Origin of the sequence: Saccharothrix longispora, assembly GCF_031455225.1 — a bacterium.
GTDB classification, from domain to species: domain Bacteria; phylum Actinomycetota; class Actinomycetes; order Mycobacteriales; family Pseudonocardiaceae; genus Actinosynnema; species Actinosynnema longispora.
Genome location: NZ_JAVDSG010000001.1, coordinates 3,835,060 through 3,852,782 on the forward strand (window position 1 = coordinate 3,835,060; position 17,723 = coordinate 3,852,782).

Consider the following 17,723-nt stretch of genomic DNA (forward strand, 5'->3'; position numbering starts at 1 on the left):
GTGTCAGGCGGTGACGTGCTCGGTGGTGGCCGCGCGGGCCAGTTCGACCTGCTCGGCGATGGCCAGCGCGCTGGCCGTGCCGTCGAGTTCGCCGCCGGTGAGGCGCAGGCCGAACCGGAGGTTGACCCCGGTGATGATCCGGACGAACGACAGGGAGGTGGCGCCGATGTCGAACAGGTCGGCCGCGGGGTCGACCGGGCGTCCCATGACGCCGGTGGCGATCTCGGTGACCGCGGTCACGACGTCGACCTCGGCGGCGGGCGGGTTCTCTTCCGTGAGCGGCAAGTCGTTCACAGCCTTTCTGTTCACCTTGCCCTGGGGCGTGAGGGGGAGCGCCGCCACCGGGCAGACGGTCGACGGGCGCAGGTGCGCGGGGAGCCGCTCGGCGACGTGGTCGCGCAGCGCGGCGACGAGGTCGTGGCCGGCGGCCCCCGCCGCGGGCACGACGTGGGCGACCAGGCGCACGTCGCCCTCGCCGAAGTCGCGGGCCGTCACCACGGCCGCCGCGACCCGCGGGTGCGCGAGGAGGCACGCCTCCACCTCGCCGGGTTCGATCCGGTAGCCGCGGACCTTGAGCTGGTCGTCGACGCGGCCCAGGTAGTGCAGCTCGCCGCCGGCCTGGCGGACCCCGAGGTCGCCGGTGTCGTAGAGCCTCAGCACCGGCCGACCCGCGCCCGGGTCCACCCGCACGAACCGCTCCGCGGTCAGCCCGGGGCGGCCGAGGTAGCCGCGGGCGAGGCCGGGACCGCCGACGTGCAGCACGCCCGGCGTGCCGACGGGCACCGGCTGGCGGCGCTCGTCGAGCACGTGCACCACCAGGTCCGGGATCGGGCAGCCGATCGGGCTGACCGACGGCCGCTCCAGGTCCGCCGCGGTGATCCGGCGTCGGGTGACGTGCACGCACGTCTCCGTGATGCCGTACATGTTGGTCAGGCGGGGGCGGTCGTCGCCGTACCGCTCGACCCACGGCCGCAGCAGGCCCACGTCGAGGCGTTCGCCGCCGAAGACGACGTGCCGCAGGGCGTAGCGGGCGGGCTCCTCGACGGCGTCGGCCGCGATCAGGGCGCGGAACGCCGACGGGGTCTGGTTGAGCACCGTGACGCCCTCGGCGAGCAGGAGCCTGCGCAGCAGGGCCGGCACGCGGGTGGTGTTCGGGGGCACGACGACGATCCGGCCGCCGGTGAGCAGCGGACCCCACGTCTCCCAGACGGAGAAGTCGAACGACGGCGAGTGGAACATCGTCCACACGTCGTCCTCGCCGAACCCGAACCACTCCCGGGTCTGCGCCACCAGGCGCAGCACGGCGCGGTGCTCGACCACGACGCCCTTGGGCTCGCCGGTCGACCCGGAGGTGTAGATGACGTAGGCGGCCCGGTCCGCCCCGGCGGGCGCGGCGGGCTCGGACGCGGCGGGCGTCGACACGGCGGTCCCGGCGGCCGGGTCCCGGTCGGTGGACGCGCCGAGCCAGACCACGCCGGCGGACAGGTCCGCGGGCAGCGCCCCGGCCGAGCGGGTGGAGGCCACGACGACGGGGACCGCGCTGTCCCGGAACAGGTAGCGCACCCGCTGCTCCGGGTAGTCGGGATCGATCGGCACGTACGCGCCGCCCGCCTTGCAGATGCCGAGCAGGCCGACCACGAGTTCGGCGCCGCGCGGGGCGCACAGGCCGACCAGGGTCTCCGGGCCGACGCCGACGGCGCGCAGCCGGTCGGCGAGCGCGGTCGACGCCTCGTCGAGCGCGCGGTAGGTGAGGACGCCGTCGGCGGCGGTCACCGCGACGGCGTCGGGGGTCCGGGCCGCCTGCGCGGCGAAGACCTCGTGCAGGAGGGTCGCGGGGGACTCGGTCATCCCGTCGCCCCGATCGTGGCGGCGCCGCTCATGCCGGGTCCGGTTTGGCCGTCGCGTAGAGCCCCCAGTGGTGGGGGGTCAGCGCGGTGTCGAGGAAGCTGCCCTGGGTGAACATCCGCGCCCACGTGCCGCCGCCGCCCTTCTCCGGGGCCCGCTCGCGGAAGAAGATCTCCCGGGCGCTCTCGTCGCGCACGTGCAGGCGCATGAGGCTGCGGTAGGTGGACAGCGAGCGCATGTGGATCAGCCAGTGGATGCGGTCCATCGGGCCGAACGCGTCCTCGTAGACCAGCACGGTGGCCTCGCCGGCGAGGTTGTCGTTGATCACCTGGGCGGCCTCGCGGGCGAACTGCCTGGCCTCGGACCGGTAGTCGTAGAGGATCTCGGCGGTCCGGTGCAGCAGGATGCCGGCGTTGGCGGAGTGCAGCAGCTCCTCGTCGGACTGGGTCGTCTGCGCCCGCGCGGGCGGGAGGTCGACGTCGGCGTCCTCGCTCAGGTAGACGTCGGTGCTGCGCTCCAGCTCACCGTCCACCTTGGTCCCGTACATCCCCCAGAACTGGGGCAGCATGACGGTTTCGCTGAGGCTGCCGTCCAGGAACATCCTCGACCAGGTGCCGCCGCCGCGCTCGGGGGCGATGCGCTGCTTGCCGAACAGCGCCCGGTACCCCTCGTCCGAGTCGCCCATCCGGACCAGCGTGTCGTAGGCGTCCATGGACTTCAGGTGGATGAGCCAGTGGATGCGGTCCTTGACGCCGAAGGTCTCCTCGTACAGGAAGACCGAGGCGACGCCCTCCTGGGTGGTGTTGATGTGCTCCGCCAGTTCCCGGGCGAAGACGCGCGCCTCCGAGTGGAACTCGTTGCGCACCTGGGCGGTCCGCTCGACGATCATGCCCGCGTTGGCGGTGTGCAGGACGCTGCCCGGCGCCAGCGCGGTCTGCCCCTGCGCCCCACGCGCGGGCGACACCGCGGAGAGCTGTCCACCGGTGAGCGGTTCAGCGATTGTCACGCATTCCTCCTCCAGTCCCCCGCGGCACCAGGTGCCCTGGAGACGCGGGAACCATATATGGCCGATGTATCTCGCAGAACGTCCAAACGGATGAACGGCACGCGGCCCCTATAACTATTTTCGGGGCGACCCTATGCGTCTACCCGATGGCTCCCCAGCTCACTTTTGAGCATGTCGCCACCGGCCATTACCCGGAGCCACGGAGCGAATACGGAAACGGCATCCTCCATGAGGCGCGAGGCCAGGACGTCGACATGGCGTTTACGCCAATGTGCCAGTTCCGTGCCTTTGAGGTATCGGTTGAACGACCCCATCGCGGGCCCCGTGTGCACCTGGGCGTTGACCCGCTCGCCCGGACCGCCCCGCAGGGCGGCCCTCGTCCCGTCCACGAAGTAGGCGCGGAAGACCTGGGCCATCCGGGCCTTGGGGTCGCGCAGCGCCCGCTCCAGGTCGGCGGGCCGCTCGCGGCGCAGGTACTCCTCGGTGGTGCGCCACACCTCGGCCAGGGGCCGCCGGAAGAACCTGCTCTCCAGGGACGCCACCGTGGCCGCGTCCAACTCCTCCAACGAGCCGTGCCTGCGGTACAGCTCGTAGAGCCTGGTGGCGCGGGCCGCGAACAGCGTGCCCCGGCGGGCCACCTGCACGCGCGCGCCCAGCTCGAACATGTCGCCGGCCGGCGCGTAGGCGGTGTCCTGCACGTCCAGGCCCGCGAGCAGGTCCTTGACGTCGTCGGACACCCCCGCCTCCGGGGTGCACTGGTTGATCGACCCGGTGACCACGAACTCCGCGCCGAGCAGGAAGACCGCCGCCACCGCCTCGGGCGAGCCGAGGCCGCCCGCCGCGCCGACCCGGACCCGCCGCGCGTAGCGCTGTTCCGCCATGACCTCGTCGCGCAGCCGGCACATCGCGGGCAACAATGTCAAGGCCACGCCGCCGTCGGTGTGCCCGGCCGAATCGGATTCCACGCAGACGTCCCCGGCGACCGGCAGCCGAATAGCCGCCGCGGCCTCCGCGCGGGTGAGGTGACCGCGCGCGACCAGGTCGTCCAACAATGATCGTGGGGGTGGTCCCATGAATGCGGCGGCGACCTCCGGGCGGGAAACCTTGGCCAGCACGTGACGCACGGCGACCGCATTCCCGTGCTCGTCGTGGTGCGCGCCGGAGAACCGGAACCGGACCACCGGCGCGGTCACGGCCGCGTACCCCGCGGCCTCGACGTGGCGCACGTCGTGCCGCAGGCAGAGGGACACCAGGGCGTGCTCGCGGGCGTCGTCGTCGAGCCCGTGCAGCAGGTTCACGCCGAAGCGCCCGCCGCGCCCGAGTTCGCGCGACAGCCGGGCCACCGCCTCCTCGACCACGTGCTCGCGCAGCCCTCCGGCGCCGAAGAACCCCATCAGCCCGGCCCGCGCCATGCGCAGCACCAGCTCCACCGACGAGATGCCGTGGTACATCGACCCGGCCAGGTAGGCGTAGCGGAGCCCGTAGTCCGCGCGGAACTCGGCCGACCCCAGGTCCTCGGGGCGCAGTCCGGGCGCGACCGGCGCGGGGGTGGGCGGAAGCGGGGCCACCGGGACCGGCGTCGCCGGAACCGGCGCAACCGGCGGGACGGGGGGCGGGGGCAGCGGGCGTTCCAGGGCCTTGCGCCACAGACCGGTCAGCACGGTGCCCGGCCCCAGCTCGCGCAGCTCGTCCACCCCGGCGCGGCGCAGGTGGTCCACGGTGCGGGCCCACTGGACCGGCCTGACGATCTGCTCGGCCAGCAGTGCGGCGACCCGGCCGGGGGCGTACGGCTCCCCCGTCACGTTGGCCACGACGGGGACCACCGGGTCGGCGAAGGTCTCGGCCTCGACGACCCGCCGGAACTCCTCGGCCGCGCCGGCCATGTAGCGGGAGTGGAAGGCGGCGCTGACGTTCAGCGGCACGCAGCGCACGCCGGGCAGGGCGGTGAGCACCGGCGCGAGCGCGCCGAGGCTGTCCCTCGGACCGGACAGCACGACCTGGTCGGGCGCGTTGACGTTGGCCGGGTCCACGTCCGGCGCGTGCTCGGCGGCCAGTTCGGCCACCCGCCCCGCGTCCAGGCCGAGCACCGCGAGCATCCCGCCGCCGCTCGCCTCCCCCATCAGCTCGCCGCGCCTGCGGACCATGCGCAGGCCGGCCGCGAAGTCGAAGACGCCCGCCGCGAACAGGGCCGCGTACTCCCCCAGGCTGTGGCCGGCGAAGTACGCCGGCAGCGGTTCGCGCTCGCGCGCGTCGAGGAAGGTCAGGGCGCCCACGACGAACAGCGCCGGCTGGGCGTAGCGGGTCTGGCGCAGCAGGTCGTCGGGGTCGCGCAGGAGCAGGTCGCGCACCGGGAGGCCCAGCTCGCGGTCCGCCTGCGCGACCAGGTCGGGGAAGCGGTCGAGCACGTCCGCGCCCATGCCGCGGCGCTGCGCGCCCTGACCGGGGAAGACCCATGCCTGCACGGACACTCCTCACCTCGACGCGGGACGGGCGTCAGCGTTCCCAGGGGAACCGCTGCTCGGTCACGAACGCGGCCATCCGCTCGCGCACGGTGGCCGAGTCGAGCAGCCGGCGGAACTCGGCGACGGCGGTCCGCTCGACCTCGTCGGTGACGATCCACATGCGCCGGAAGTAGCGCTTGACGTCACCGACGGTGACCGGGTCGACCTTGCCCACCCGGAACACCAGCCGGCGCAGCAGCGGTTCGAACTCCTCCGCGCGCGACACGGCCTCGTCGACGAGGTTCCACCGCTGCGCGCGGTCGACGTCGACCGCGGTGGTGGTCAGGGTCATCGAGTAGGCGGCCTGGAAACCCGACCGCCGGATCAGGAACGGCGTGACGCAGGCGGGCAGCAGGCCCCACAGCGCCTCGGGCAGGCTGAACTGCGTCCGGACCGTGGCGTGCACCAGGTCGCAGGCGGCGACGATGCCGACGCCGCCGCCGGTGACCCGGCCGTCGACCTGGGCCACGACCACCCTGGGCGTCTCGGTGAGCCGCCGCAGCACACCCAGGAACTCGGCGCCGCCGCGCTCGGCGGGTCGGGCTCCCGGGTCGGCCGCCGAGGCCAGGTCCATGCCCGAGCAGAACACCCCGCCGGTCGCGCGCAGCACCACCACGCGGCAGCGCGGGTCGGCCTCGGCGGCGTCGAGGACCCGGTGCAGGTCGGCCAGCAGGTCGCCGGTGATGCTGTTCTGCTCGCCCGGCCGGTCGAGCACCGCCGTGCAGACCTCGCCGTCCAGGCTCGCCCGCACCGCGGGGGTGGTCGTCAGCTCCACCGGTACCCCCGGTGGAAGTCGCGGATCTCGTCGAGCACCAGCAGCCCCCGACCGGCGAAGCGGTCGTCGTAGACGTCCTGGTACTCCTTGGTGTCGAAGACGTGGTCGCGCACGCCGCTCATCCGGTGCGCGGCCCCGTCGACCAGCACCTCGTACTCGGGCATCTCCAGCGGCCTGCGGTCGGCGATGCGCCGGCCGACGCCGGCGGCGGCCAGCCGCGCCTTGGCCCCCGGCGGCACCACGCCGCTGTAGAACTCCGACGCGCACCCGGAGCCGTAGGAGAACATCCCGAGCCGGCTGGGCCGGTCGAACGCGCCGTGGTCGATGGTCGAGCACAGCGCCAGGTACAGCGCGGCGGAGTACACGTTGCCGACCTCGGCGCAGTACTCCAGGGAGCCCGCGACCCGCTCGGCGAAGTCCGCGTCGATCTCCGGGGTCGACAGCCCCGCGTGCCTGCGCACCAGCGTGCGGTGCGCGCCGCGGACCATGCCGGCGAACGGGGTGTGCAGCACCAGGTGGTCGAAGGTCGTCACGACGTCCGCGCCGACGACGCGCTCGGTGTAGTGGCGGTAGCTCTGCTCCAGGCACTCCAGGTAGGACAGCAGTGACAGGTCGGAGTCGCCCGCCTCCAGGTCCGGCCGGGGGCGCAGGGTGTCCATCACCTCGTGGCTGTAGTAGCCGTTCGCCCCGGCGTCGAGGGCGAGGACGTCGGCCCGCCGGCTGACCAGCATGGCCACCGCCCCCGCGCCCTGCGACGGCTCCCAGTAGGTGCCGCGGGCCGCCGCCATCGCCGCGTCGGCCGCGATGACCAGGGCCTTCACCTCGGGGTCGGGGTGGGTGCCGACGAACGCCGCGGCCATCTGGAGCGCCGCGGTGCCGCCGTAGCAGGCGTGCTTGACCTCGAACGAGCGGCAGCGCCTGGGCAGGCCGAGCGCCTCGTGGACGTAGGTGCTGATGGGCTTGCCGAAGTCCACGCCGGACTCGGTGCCGACGATCACCAGCTCGACCATCTCGCGCTCGTCCGGCGCCAGGGCGTCGACCAGCGGTTTGGCGGCGTTGACGGCGTTGGTCACCGCGTCCTCGCACGGCAGCCCGACGGACTTCCGCCGCATCATCAGGTTCTCGAACCGCCGCTGGTCGAGGTCGCGCGCCAGGAACAGCTCGCGCACCCCGACGCTGGTCCGGCCCACGTAGACGTCGATGGCCTCGATGCCCACCGCTGAGTCCGTCGTCACTGGTCCCCCTCGCTCCGGTCGTCCTGGTCGGTGGCGGCGTCAGCTGCCGGCCGCGCCGGGGTAGTGCGGGATGAGCACGGTGTCGTGCAGGGAGCCGTCGAGGAACAGCGCGCCCCAGTCGCCGCCGCCTGCGTGGTCCGGCACGCGCTGCTTCGCCAGCAGCGCCCGGAGCTCGTCGTTGCCGGTCTCCTGCTCCAGGACGGCGCGGTAGTCGTCCAGGGTGCGCAGGTGGATCATCCAGTGGATGCGGTCCTGGGTGCCCCACTGCTCCTCGTAGAGGAAGACCGTGCAGCGCCCGGCCAGCTCCCGGTTGAGGTGCGCGCCCCACTCGAAGGCGAACTTGCGGCCCTGCTTGCGCAGCGCGTAGCGGACCTGGCCGGTGCGGTGCAGCACGACGCCGGCGTTGCCGCTGTGCAGCATGACGTCCGGGGACTGGTCGGTCTGGAACTGCGCGGGCGCGGCGAACAGGCCCTCGACGTCGTGGTCGTCGGCGTGGGTGAGGCCGTGCTGGGGCACGATGATGTGCTCCCGGAAGGACCCCTCGGCGAACATCCGCTCCCAGTTGCCGCCGCCGTCCTCGCCGAGCCGGTCGGCCTCGGCGATCTCCTGGTACTCGGCATCGTGGTCGACCATCTCCAGCAGCCGGCCGTAGTCGTTGGGCGCCTTCATGTGGATCAGCCAGTGCAGCCGGTCCTGCACGCCGAACAGCTCCTCGTAGACGAGCGTCGTGGCGTACGGGTGCAGCGCCTTGTTGGTGCCGTCCTGGAGGTCCCGGGCGAACGACCGGGCCTGCCGGCGGAACCGGTAGTTCACCTGGCCGACGCGGTGGATGATCAGCCCGCTGTTGCCGGTGTGCAGCAGTTCGTCCACGGGGTCGGGGGTCTGCTCCTGCGCCGGCGGCACGAAGGTCCACGCCGTCATCGCCTGCTCCTCTCGAAGAGATGCCCCCGCGGCCGTTGTGCGGCAGGCGGAGCAGGACGCTAAGCACGCCGGGAACCGAGCGCCGCTCAAAGTTGTGCATCCGGGAAGACCAGGCAGGACGCAGGATTCGGGGCACGACGGGGAAGTCCACAAACGGACCGTCAGGTCCGTTTGAGCTATGCTCCCGCCGTAGGCCCGCCCGCCGCGGGACGCTCGGTCGAGGCCCGCGGGGTCGGCCGGCAGAGACGAGCTCAGCAGAGGGAGTCCGGTTCCATGTCCCAGACGATGTCCTTCGACAAGGACGCCGACGACTACGACGCCTACCACGGCGGCCTGGAGCGGGGCCGCAAGGCCGCCGCCGACATCGCCCCGCACCTGGTGCCGGGCACCGTGCTGGAGGTGGGGGTCGGCACCGGCCTGGTCGCCTACGGCGTCCGCGAGCTCGGCCACCCGGTGGTGGGCGTCGACATCGCCCCCCAGATGGCCGCCCGCGCCGGGTACCGGCTCGACGGCATGGCCGTGCTGGGCACCGCCGAGAAGCTGCCGTTCGGCGACGACTCGCTGCCGAACGTGATCATGGTGCACCTGCTGCACGTGGTGGACGACATGAAGGCCACGCTGAGCGAGGCGGCCCGCGTGCTGGCCCCCGGCGGCCGGCTCGTGGCCGTGCACGGCGTGCCCGAGGCCGAGCCCGACGACATGGTGGCCGCCGCGGCGGCGCTGGACGTGCTCAAGCCCGAGGTGCCCGACACCCCGGAGAAGCTGCACGAGACGGCCGCCTCCCTCGGCCTGCGGCTGGTCACCACCGGCGGCGCGAACCCCTACGAGCTGGACATCACGCCCGAGGAGTACGCCGACAGCATCGCCGGGCGGGTGTGGTCCTACCTCAAGGACGTCGACGAGGACGACTGGGAGCGCCTGGTCGTGCCCACCGTGGCCGCCCTCCGGGCGCTGCCGGACCCGACGACCGCGCGCCACCAGGTGTGGCAGGTCCCCATCTCGGTCTTCACCCGGGACTGACCGCCCGGACCCCACCCGGGAGCACGGTCCGCCGACCTCCGGCGGGCCGGGTCCTCCCCTGCCCGAACCCGGAGGAACCGTGTCCCAGGAATCCGCGCCCGAGGAACCCGTGACCGAGGACGTCACCCTGCCCGTGCTGCTGCGGGACCTGGCCGCGACCGCGCCCGACGCCGTCGCGATCACCGTCGACCCGGACTCCACGCTGACCTTCGGCACGTGGGAGCGCCGCTCGCAGGCCGTCGCGCTGGAGCTGCTGGCCCGCGGCCTCGAACGCGGCCGGCGGGTCGCGGTGTACTTCGGCGGCGACGAGTGGGTCGACTACGCGGTGGCCTACCTGGGCGTGCTCAAGGCGGGCGCGACGGCGGTGCACCTCAACGGCGGCATGACCGACGAGGAGCTGCTGCGCCGGCTCGACCAGTGCGACGCGGTCGGCTTCGTGCACGGCTCCGAGGCGCCCCGCCCGGTGCTGCTCGGCGACGGCCGCTGGAGCACGCCGGTCACCGGGCTGGAGACCGGCCGCACCGGTCCGACCGGCGTGGCGCCGCGCACCGACGACATCGCCGATGTCCTCTACACGACCGGCACCACGGGGTTGTCGAAGGCCGTCGCGTGCCCGCACGGCAACTACGTCTTCGGGCGCGGCCGGGCGACGATGGACCACATCGCCGCCGTCGACCACATGCTCGCCCCGATGCCCCTGGGCACGTCGACCAGCCAGGCCACGATCTGCTTCCCGATCCTGTCCGGCACGCCGCTGCTGCTCAACGCCCCCGGCGACCCGGAGCGGTCCGCGGAGCTGATCGAGCGGCACCGGCTGGGCACGGTCATGGTGCCGCCGCACGCCGCGATCCAGCTGGTGAACTCCGGTGCCGCGACCCGGCACGACCTGAGCTGCGTGGAGACGGTGGCCACGGCGTCGGCGGCCTTCCCGCCGGCCGTGGCGGAGGCCCTGCTGGCGGCGCTGCCGCAGGCCAGGCTGGCGACGTCCTACACGTCGATCGAGGCGGCGCCCGCCGTCGTGATCAACGTGTTCGACCCGGCCTCGCCGACCGCGCTCGGCGTGCCCGCGCACGGCACCGAGCTGAAGATCACCGACGACGACGGCGCGGAGCTGCCGAGGGGGGTCGTCGGCCACATCTGGCTGCGGTCGGCCGCGCCCAAGCGGCTCTACCTCGACCCCGAGCTGAACCGGGTGACCCACGTGGACGGGTGGACCCGGCTCGGCGACCTCGGGCACGTGGACGGGTCGGGCGTGCTGCACTTCTTCGACCGCGCGGTGGACGCGGTCCGCACCGCGCGGGGCCTGGTCTCGACGTTCGCGGTGGAGTCCGCGCTCTACGAGCACCCGTCCGTGCGGGAGGCCGCCGCCTACGGCGTCCCGGCCGACGACGGCGAGCGGGTGGTGGCGCTGGTCGTCACGGGCGACCCGGGCGTCGTCGCGGACCTGTCGGCGCGGGCCTCCGAGCGGGTCGGCGTCCCGGTGGAGGTCGAGCCGGTCGACGCGCTGCCCCGCAATTTCCTCGGCAAGGTCGTGAAGCGCGAGCTGCGCGCGCGACCGGCCGGCACCCCACGGCCCGCGACCGCGGGTGACGCCCCGAAAGGAAGTGAACGACCGATGAGCATCGAGTCGGCCCTGCTGGAACTGCTGCGCTGCCCCCACGACACCGGGACCCCGCTGACGGCGGAGGGCGAGGAGCTGGCGTGCTCGTCGTGCGGCCGCCGGTACCCGGTCGTGGACGGTGTCCCGGTGCTGCTGCCGGTGGCGGGCTGACCGCCGCACCCGGCACCCTGGACACGTCGACGACCCGAACCACCAGCACGGGGGGCAGCATGGCCGGCAAGGCCGAACGCGGTGCCGCGCGTTCCCGCACGGACGCGGTCCGCAACCAGCGGCTGCTCGTCGAGGCCGCGGGCCGGGCGTTCGCCCGGTCCGGCCTCCAGGTCCCGGTGTCGGCGGTGGTCGACGAGGTCGGCCTCGGCAAGGGCACGGCGTTCCGGTGCTTCCGCACCAAGGAAGACCTGGTGGCCGCGGTGGTCGCGGCGCGCCTGTCCGAACTGGCGGCCGGGACCGCTCCGCCGGCCGGCGGCGAGTCGCCCGCGGCGGCCCTGCTGCGGTTCCTGGAGCGGTACGTGGAACTGCTCGTGGCGGATCGGGGGGTGGCGGAGGCGCTGGGCGACCAGGTGCGGGCGCACCCGGAGATCCGGGCCGCGATGACGGCGGTGGTCGAGGCCGTCGACTCGGTCGTCGGACCGGCCCGCGAGGCCGGCCGGCTGCGCGCGGGCGTGACGGCGGTGGACGTGGTGGTGCTGGCGGGCGCGGTGGCCGGGACCGCGCGCCAGTTGGGCGCCCTCGGGCCCGACGCCTGGCGGCGCTACCTGCGCGTCGTCGTGGACGGGCTGCGCCCGGGTGACGGCCTGCCCGCTGGCGAACTGCCCGGTGGCGAACCGGTCGGTGGCGAACTGCCCGGCCCGGCCCCCACCGCCGCGGACCTCGACACCGCGATGCGCTCCGCCCGCTGAGGGACCGCCCGGCGGTCCACGTCGTTCCCCCCGGTGCGCTGTTCTGCGCAGCCCCGGGGGCGTCCCCTCCTGGAGGATCGACCGGCAGCGCCGTTAAACGGACCCGCTGGTCCGCTTAACTGCTACGGTGAATCCCCCGTCTCTCCAGGAGTTCAGCAATGACCGCATCTCCGGGTCTTGACAGCCAGCCCGCCTCCGGAGGAGGCGCGTCCGGGAACCGCTGGCTCGTCCTCGTCATCGTCTGCCTGGCCTACTTCGTCGTCGCGCTGGACGCCACCGTGGTGAACGTGGCGCTGCCGTCGATCGAGCGCGAGCTGGGCATGACGCCCGCCGCGCTCCAGTGGGTCGTGAACGCCTACGCGCTCGTCTTCGGCGGCTTCCTGCTGCTCGGCGGCCGGCTCGCCGACCTCGTCGGCCGCAAGACCGTGTTCATCGCGGGTGTCGTGCTGTTCACCGTCGCCTCGGCGCTGAGCGGCCTCGCCACCTCGGCGGAGGTCCTCACCATCGGGCGCGGCCTCCAGGGCCTCGGCGGCGCGCTGATCGCGCCCTCGGCGCTGTCGATCCTGACGACCGCGTTCAACGACCCGTCCGAGCGGACCAAGGCGCTGGGCGTCTGGAGCGCCATCGGCGCCGGCGGCAGCGCGTTCGGCCTGCTGATCGGCGGCCTGCTGACGGGTCTGCTGTCGTGGCACTGGATCTTCTTCATCAACGTGCCGTTCGGCGTGACGGCCCTGGTGCTCGCGATGCGCGCGGTGTCGAACTCGCGCGAGGAACTGCCGCACCGGAGCTTCGACCTCGCGGGCGCGCTGACCGTGACCGGCGGTCTCGTGCTGCTCGTGTGGACGCTGAGCAACGCGCAGGCGTGGGGCTGGACCTCGCCCGTCGTGCTGGGCCTGCTCGGGCTCGGCGTGGCCCTGCTGGTGGCGTTCGCGGTCATCGAGTCCCGCAGCAAGTTCCCGCTGATGCGCCTGAGCGTGCTGCGCATCCGCACGCTGGCCGTGGCCAACGCGACGCTGATCTTCCTGACCTCCGGCATCTTCACGATGTTCTTCTTCTCCGCGCTGTACCTCCAGGGCATCCTGGGCTACGGACCCATCAAGGGCGGCCTGGCGTTCCTGCCCGCCGCGATGGGCGTGATGGTCGGCGCCACCGTCGCGGACGCCCTGACGCGCAAGATCGGCCACGTCGTCACCGGTGCGGGCGGTCTGGGCCTGGCCACGGTCGGCATGCTGCTGCTGTCGCGCATCACGGCGCAGTCGACCTACGCCGCGGACCTGCTGCCCGGCCTGCTGTGCCTGTCGATCGGCCTGGGCATCGCCTTCGTGCCGATCACGTTCCTGGCGACGTCCGGCGTCCCCGAGGCGGACTCGGGCCTCGCGTCGGGCATCTACCAGACCGTGCAGCAGATCGGTGGCGCGATCGGCCTGGCGGTGCTGGCCGTGCTGGCGGCCAACCGCACCGAGGAGGCCCTCGGCGGCCCCTCGCCGCTGCCGCTGCCCGACGCGCAGGTCGCCGGGTTCAACGTGGCCTTCGTCGGCGGCGCGGTGCTGCTCGCGGTGGGCGCGGTGGTGTTCGCGGCCCTGCTGCGCAAGCGCCACGTCGCGCCGCTCGTGGCCGAGGCCGAGGCGGCCAGGGCCGTCGACGGGAAGCCCGCCGACGGGAAGGCCACCGACGGGGAGGCCACCGACGGGGAGCCCGCGGTGCGGGAGACGCGGGCCGGCGAGTCCGCCTGATCGGAGCGGTGCCGGTGCCCGCCGCGCGGCGGGCACCGGCACCGCGTCACGAGCCGGGCCGCAGCGGGACGCGTTCCCGCGCCAGCCGCTCCAGCAGGTCCACCGCGTGGTCGGGGCCCGGCAGCTCCGCCATCTCGGCGCGGGCCTTCCCGATGTCGGCGCGCATGGCCTGGTCGCCCAGGACGCCGAGCACGGCGGACCGAACCTCCGCCGGGGTGGTGGTGGCCGCGTCCAGCGCCCTGGTCAGGCCGAGTGCGGCGAACCGGCGGGCGTTGTCGTGGTCGTCGGTCAGCAGCGGGATGCTGACCTGGGGCAGACCGGTGACCATCGCCCCCGTCATCGTGTTGAAACCGCCGTGGTTCACCACCGCCGAGCACCGCGAGAGCAGCAGCGACTGCGGCAGGTAGCGCTCGACGTGGACGTTCGCCGGCCGCGGTCCCAGGTCGGCGGGGTCGCGGTCGTGGCCGACGGTGGCGACCACGTCGGCGTCGAGGTCGGCCAGGCCGTCGAGGACCGTCCCCATCAGCCCGGGGTAGGCGCCGGGGTAGAAGCGGATCGCCACGGTGCCGAACGAGACGTACACCAGTGGCCGCTCCCCCAGGTGCTCCAGGTGCGGCGGCAGCCGCTGGTCGCCCAGGTTGTCGAACAGGCCGTCCCGCAGGTGGTGGGTGATCGGGGGCATCGGCCGGGCGGGGTCGAGCAGGCGCGGCAGCGCGAAGCACAGGTGCAGGTACCGGTGCAGCATGCCCACGCCGTCCCCCGGCGGCAGGCCGACGTCGGCGCGCAGCCGGTCCATCTCCTCGGCGATGTCGCCCATCAGCGGCGTCGTGTCGTAGAGCGGCGTGATGTCGACCGAGGCGCACGGGACGTCGAGCAGCTCGCCGACGGCCGCGGCGGCGGGCTCGTAGCTGTCGCGCACCAGGACGTCCGGCCGCCACTCCCGGCAGATCGGGACCAGGTCCGCCGCGGTGCGCCGGGCGCGCACGCCGTACATCACGCGGGCGATGGCGAGCCGGTCCATCTCCACGCCCGGCGTCAGGCCCTTCGCCCCCGCCTTCACGGCGGTGAACTCCTCGTCGCCGTCCCCGTCGCGGCTCAGCCCGGCGGCGAAGCCGGCGAACCCGAGGGAGCGCACGTCGTCGAGGAGGTTGGCGGCGCAGGCGAACGCGACCTCGTGGCCGCGGTCGCGCAGCGCGGTGGCGAGCGGGACGAGGGGGTGCAGGTGACCGGACGTCGGGGTTGAGGTGAACAGGACACGCATGGCGACTCCTTCACGGGAACCGGAGCCTGTGTTCTACGCCGCCCGGCGCCCGCCGGTCGTGCCACAAGTGAGCACGCCGGGCGGGGTTGTTGGGCCGGCGGTCGCAGTGGCGTGCGCCTTCCGGGGCCGAAGTCCGCAGGTAATGTGAATAAGTTACGTGTTAGCACCCGTGGTGAGGTATTCACCCACAAGATCACCTGTTACGCATGGTGGAGTCCGCTCCCCCGACTCCCCCGGAGACGAGATCCATGCGCGCACCACGGGCCCTGTTCCCCGTACTGGCGGCGCTTTTCGCCACCGCGGTCCTCGCCGCGCCGGCGCAGGCGGCGCCCCTGGCGGGCAAGTACGTCGCCATCGGCGACTCGTACACCACCGCCCCCGGCACCCGCACCTACGACAACCCCAACGACGCCTGCCGACGCGGGCCGCTGACCTACACCCGCCTGTGGGCGGCGTCCCACCCGTCGGTGGCGTTCGTGGAGGCGGCCTGCTCCGGCGCCAAGACCGCCGACGTGCTCACCGACCAGGTCCCGCTGCTGACGGCGGACACCACGCTGGTCACCATCCAGGTCGGCGGCAACGACGTCGGCTTCGTCGACGTGCTCACCAACTGCATCCTCACCATCGACGACCGCGACTGCGTCAACGGCGTGGAGCTGGCCAAGCAGGCGGCCAACGCCTACCTCTCCCCCGCCCTGGCCCAGGTGTACGCGGCGGTGCGGGCGAAGGCCCCGTCGGCGCGGGTCATCGTGGTCGGCTACCCCCGGATCTACACGATCCGGGGCAACTGCGGCATCTTCGGCCTCAGCGACACCGAGCGCAACGCGCTGAACTCGGCCGCCGACACCCTGGCGGCGGTCATGGCGCAGCGCGCCGCCGAGGCGGGCTTCACGTTCCTCGACGCCCGGCCGATCTTCGACCCGCACACCCTGTGCTCCAGCGGCACCAAGTGGTTGACCAGCCTGGAGTGGGACAAGATCAACGAGTCGTACCACCCGAACGCGGCGGGCCACCGCGACGGCTACTACGCCGCCCTCAACTCGCTGACCGCGGGTGTGCGGGGCGTGGCCTGACGGACGTCGGCGGGGCGCCCGCGCGCGGCGGGCGCCCCGTTCCGCGTCAGGCACCGGGGGCCGCCGGGACCAGCAGCTGGGTGGCGGCCAGCTCCCGGTACAGCTCGTCCCGCTCGACCAGCTCGTCGTGCGTGCCCCGGGCGCGCACCGCGCCGTGCTCCAGCACCACGATCCGGTCTGCGTCGGTCACTGTGGACAGCCGGTGCGCGATCAGGATGACCGTGCAGCCGCGCGCGACCTGCTCCACCGCCTCGCGCAGCGCGTTCTCGTTGCGGGCGTCGAGCTGGGCGGTGGCCTCGTCGAGCAGCAGCACGCGGGGTTTGCGCAGCAGGGCCCGCGCGATGGCCAACCGCTGGCGCTCGCCGCCGGACAGCGTCACGCCGCGCGCGCCGACCTCGGTGTCCAGGCCCGCGTCGAGCCGGTCGACGAACCCGAGGAGCCGGGTCACCCGCAGCGCCTCCACGATGTCCTCGGCGGCGGCGTCCGGGGCGGCGTAGAGCAGGTTCTCCCGCAGGGTGCCCGCCATGACCGGCGAGTCCTGCTCCACGTAGGCGATGAGGCGGCGCAGTTCGGCGCGCGACGTGGTCGAGATGTCGACGCCGCCCACCCGGATCGTCCCCGCGGTCGGCTCGTAGAACCGTTGCAGCAGCGCGAACATCGTCGTCTTGCCCGCGCCGGACAGGCCGACCAGGGCGGTGCGCGTGCCGGGCTCCGCGGTCCAGGAGACACCGCGCAGCGCGGGGCCGCGACCGGGGTAGGCGAACTCGACGCCGTCGAACTCCACCGCGGGCGCCGGACCGCGCGGTGCGGGCACGACGAGGTCCACGTCCTCCTCCACGGGCATCCGCCGCACCTCGTCGATCCGGCCGACCGCGCCCAGGCCCTGCTGGAGCATCCCCATGCCGGCGGCGAGCGAGCCGATGGGTGAAGCCAGGTAGAAGACGTAGAGCAGGAACGCGATCAGCTCCGGCGCGGTCATCTCCCCCGCCGCGACCAGCGCCCCGCCCACGCCGAGCACGCCCAGGAACGCGCCCTGGATCGCCACTCCGGTCAGCACCTTGACCACGGCCGCGTAGCGCGCGCCGACCAGCCCGGCGGCGTGCGCCTCGTCCACGGCCGCGCCGGCCAGGGCGGTCTCGCGGGCCTCGGCGCCGTTGGCCTTGACCGTGCGGGCCGCGCCGAGCGCCCGGTCCAGCGCCGCGCCGACCGCGCCCACGGCCGCCTGCGCCCGTGCCACGGCGAGCCGGATGCGGGGCAGCACCACCAGCAGCACCAGCGCGACCGCGACGATCACGCCGGCGGTGACGGCGAGCAGTCCGAGGTGCACCACGCCCATCAGCACGACCGCGCCGAGCGTGGTCAGCAGGCCGTTGGCGACCAGCACCAGCCCTTCGGTGGCGGCGTTCTGGAGCAGGGTGCTGTCGGACGTCACCCGGGCGGTCAGGTCGCCGGGCGGGCGGCGGTCCAGCTCGGGCACGCGCAGCCGGACCAGCCGGAACACCAGGTCGCGGCGGACCTGGCGGACGACGTGCTCGGCGGTGCGCTGCTGCCACCACGACTGCACCCCGGTGAGCGCCGCGCCGAGCACCACCAGCCCGGCCAGCAGCAGCACCGGTTCCAGCACGGACCCACCGGTGCCCAGGGCCTCCAGCACGTCCCGCGCCACCAGCGGCTGCACCAGACCGGACGCGCCGGCCGCGAGCACCAGGAGCAGGCTGCCGGCCAGCACGGCGCGGTGCGGGCGGGCGTGGTCGAGCAGCACCCGGAGGGGACCGGGCGCGGGACTGGTCGTCATGGTGTTCCCCAAGGCGGTAGCCGAATCGGGCGGGGGGC

At 73.8% G+C, this 17,723-nt stretch carries 13 protein-coding genes; 5 read left to right on the forward strand and 8 right to left on the reverse strand.

What is annotated here, in order from left to right; translation table 11 throughout:
* Positions 1 to 3: 3 nt before the first annotated feature.
* From J2S66_RS15240 to J2S66_RS15265, 6 genes are all read right to left on the reverse strand, one after another.
* Positions 4 to 1,848 (reverse strand): amino acid adenylation domain-containing protein, encoded by a 1,845-nt coding sequence (locus tag J2S66_RS15240; RefSeq protein WP_310307707.1) that lies wholly within the window; start codon positions 1,846 to 1,848, stop codon positions 4 to 6.
* Between the two features lie 28 nt (positions 1,849 to 1,876).
* Positions 1,877 to 2,851, reverse strand: a complete 975-nt coding sequence (locus J2S66_RS15245; protein WP_310307708.1) for a DUF6039 family protein — start codon at positions 2,849 to 2,851, stop codon at positions 1,877 to 1,879.
* A gap of 131 nt (positions 2,852 to 2,982) precedes the next feature.
* Positions 2,983 to 5,313: an ACP S-malonyltransferase gene (gene fabD / locus J2S66_RS15250; protein WP_310307709.1), complete on the reverse strand. Its 2,331-nt coding sequence runs from the start codon at positions 5,311 to 5,313 to the stop codon at positions 2,983 to 2,985.
* A gap of 31 nt (positions 5,314 to 5,344) precedes the next feature.
* Positions 5,345 to 6,127, reverse strand: a complete 783-nt coding sequence (locus J2S66_RS15255; RefSeq protein WP_310307710.1) for an enoyl-CoA hydratase-related protein — start codon at positions 6,125 to 6,127, stop codon at positions 5,345 to 5,347.
* On the reverse strand, positions 6,118 to 7,362 hold the full coding sequence (locus J2S66_RS15260) for a hydroxymethylglutaryl-CoA synthase family protein (RefSeq protein WP_310307711.1): 1,245 nt from the start codon (positions 7,360 to 7,362) through the stop codon (positions 6,118 to 6,120). Before J2S66_RS15260 ends, J2S66_RS15255 begins: the two co-directional genes overlap by 10 nt.
* A gap of 39 nt (positions 7,363 to 7,401) precedes the next feature.
* Positions 7,402 to 8,283 (reverse strand): DUF6039 family protein, encoded by an 882-nt coding sequence (locus J2S66_RS15265; protein WP_310307713.1) that lies wholly within the window; start codon positions 8,281 to 8,283, stop codon positions 7,402 to 7,404.
* A gap of 273 nt (positions 8,284 to 8,556) precedes the next feature.
* On the opposite strand from J2S66_RS15265, the gene J2S66_RS15270 reads away from it, so the two are divergent.
* From J2S66_RS15270 to J2S66_RS15285, 4 genes are all read left to right on the forward strand, one after another.
* A complete protein-coding gene (locus tag J2S66_RS15270; RefSeq protein WP_306744737.1) occupies positions 8,557 to 9,303 on the forward strand; it encodes a class I SAM-dependent methyltransferase in 747 nt (248 codons plus the stop codon).
* Positions 9,304 to 9,382: 79 nt separating this feature from the next.
* Positions 9,383 to 11,074 carry an AMP-binding protein gene (locus J2S66_RS15275; protein WP_310307714.1) on the forward strand — a complete coding sequence of 564 codons (1,692 nt, stop codon included), beginning with the start codon at positions 9,383 to 9,385 and terminating at the stop codon, positions 11,072 to 11,074.
* Between the two features lie 59 nt (positions 11,075 to 11,133).
* Positions 11,134 to 11,823, forward strand: a complete 690-nt coding sequence (locus J2S66_RS15280) for a TetR/AcrR family transcriptional regulator (RefSeq protein WP_310307715.1) — start codon at positions 11,134 to 11,136, stop codon at positions 11,821 to 11,823.
* Between the two features lie 158 nt (positions 11,824 to 11,981).
* Positions 11,982 to 13,556, forward strand: coding sequence for an MFS transporter (locus J2S66_RS15285; protein WP_310307716.1), 1,575 nt, complete (start codon positions 11,982 to 11,984; stop codon positions 13,554 to 13,556).
* Between the two features lie 46 nt (positions 13,557 to 13,602).
* On the opposite strand, the gene J2S66_RS15290 is transcribed toward J2S66_RS15285, so the two are convergent.
* Positions 13,603 to 14,817, reverse strand: a complete 1,215-nt coding sequence (locus tag J2S66_RS15290; RefSeq protein WP_310307717.1) for a glycosyltransferase — start codon at positions 14,815 to 14,817, stop codon at positions 13,603 to 13,605.
* Between the two features lie 248 nt (positions 14,818 to 15,065).
* Here J2S66_RS15290 and J2S66_RS15295 point away from each other — a divergent pair, with 248 nt between their 5' ends.
* Complete coding sequence (locus J2S66_RS15295) at positions 15,066 to 15,890, forward strand: SGNH/GDSL hydrolase family protein (RefSeq protein ID WP_310307718.1); 825 nt, start codon at positions 15,066 to 15,068, stop codon at positions 15,888 to 15,890.
* A gap of 46 nt (positions 15,891 to 15,936) precedes the next feature.
* Here the strand turns inward: J2S66_RS15295 and J2S66_RS15300 are convergent, their stop codons facing one another.
* The gene (locus J2S66_RS15300; RefSeq protein WP_310307719.1) at positions 15,937 to 17,685 is read right to left on the reverse strand and encodes an ABC transporter ATP-binding protein; all 1,749 of its coding nucleotides are present in this window, start codon (positions 17,683 to 17,685) and stop codon (positions 15,937 to 15,939) included.
* Positions 17,686 to 17,723 lie beyond the last annotated feature (38 nt).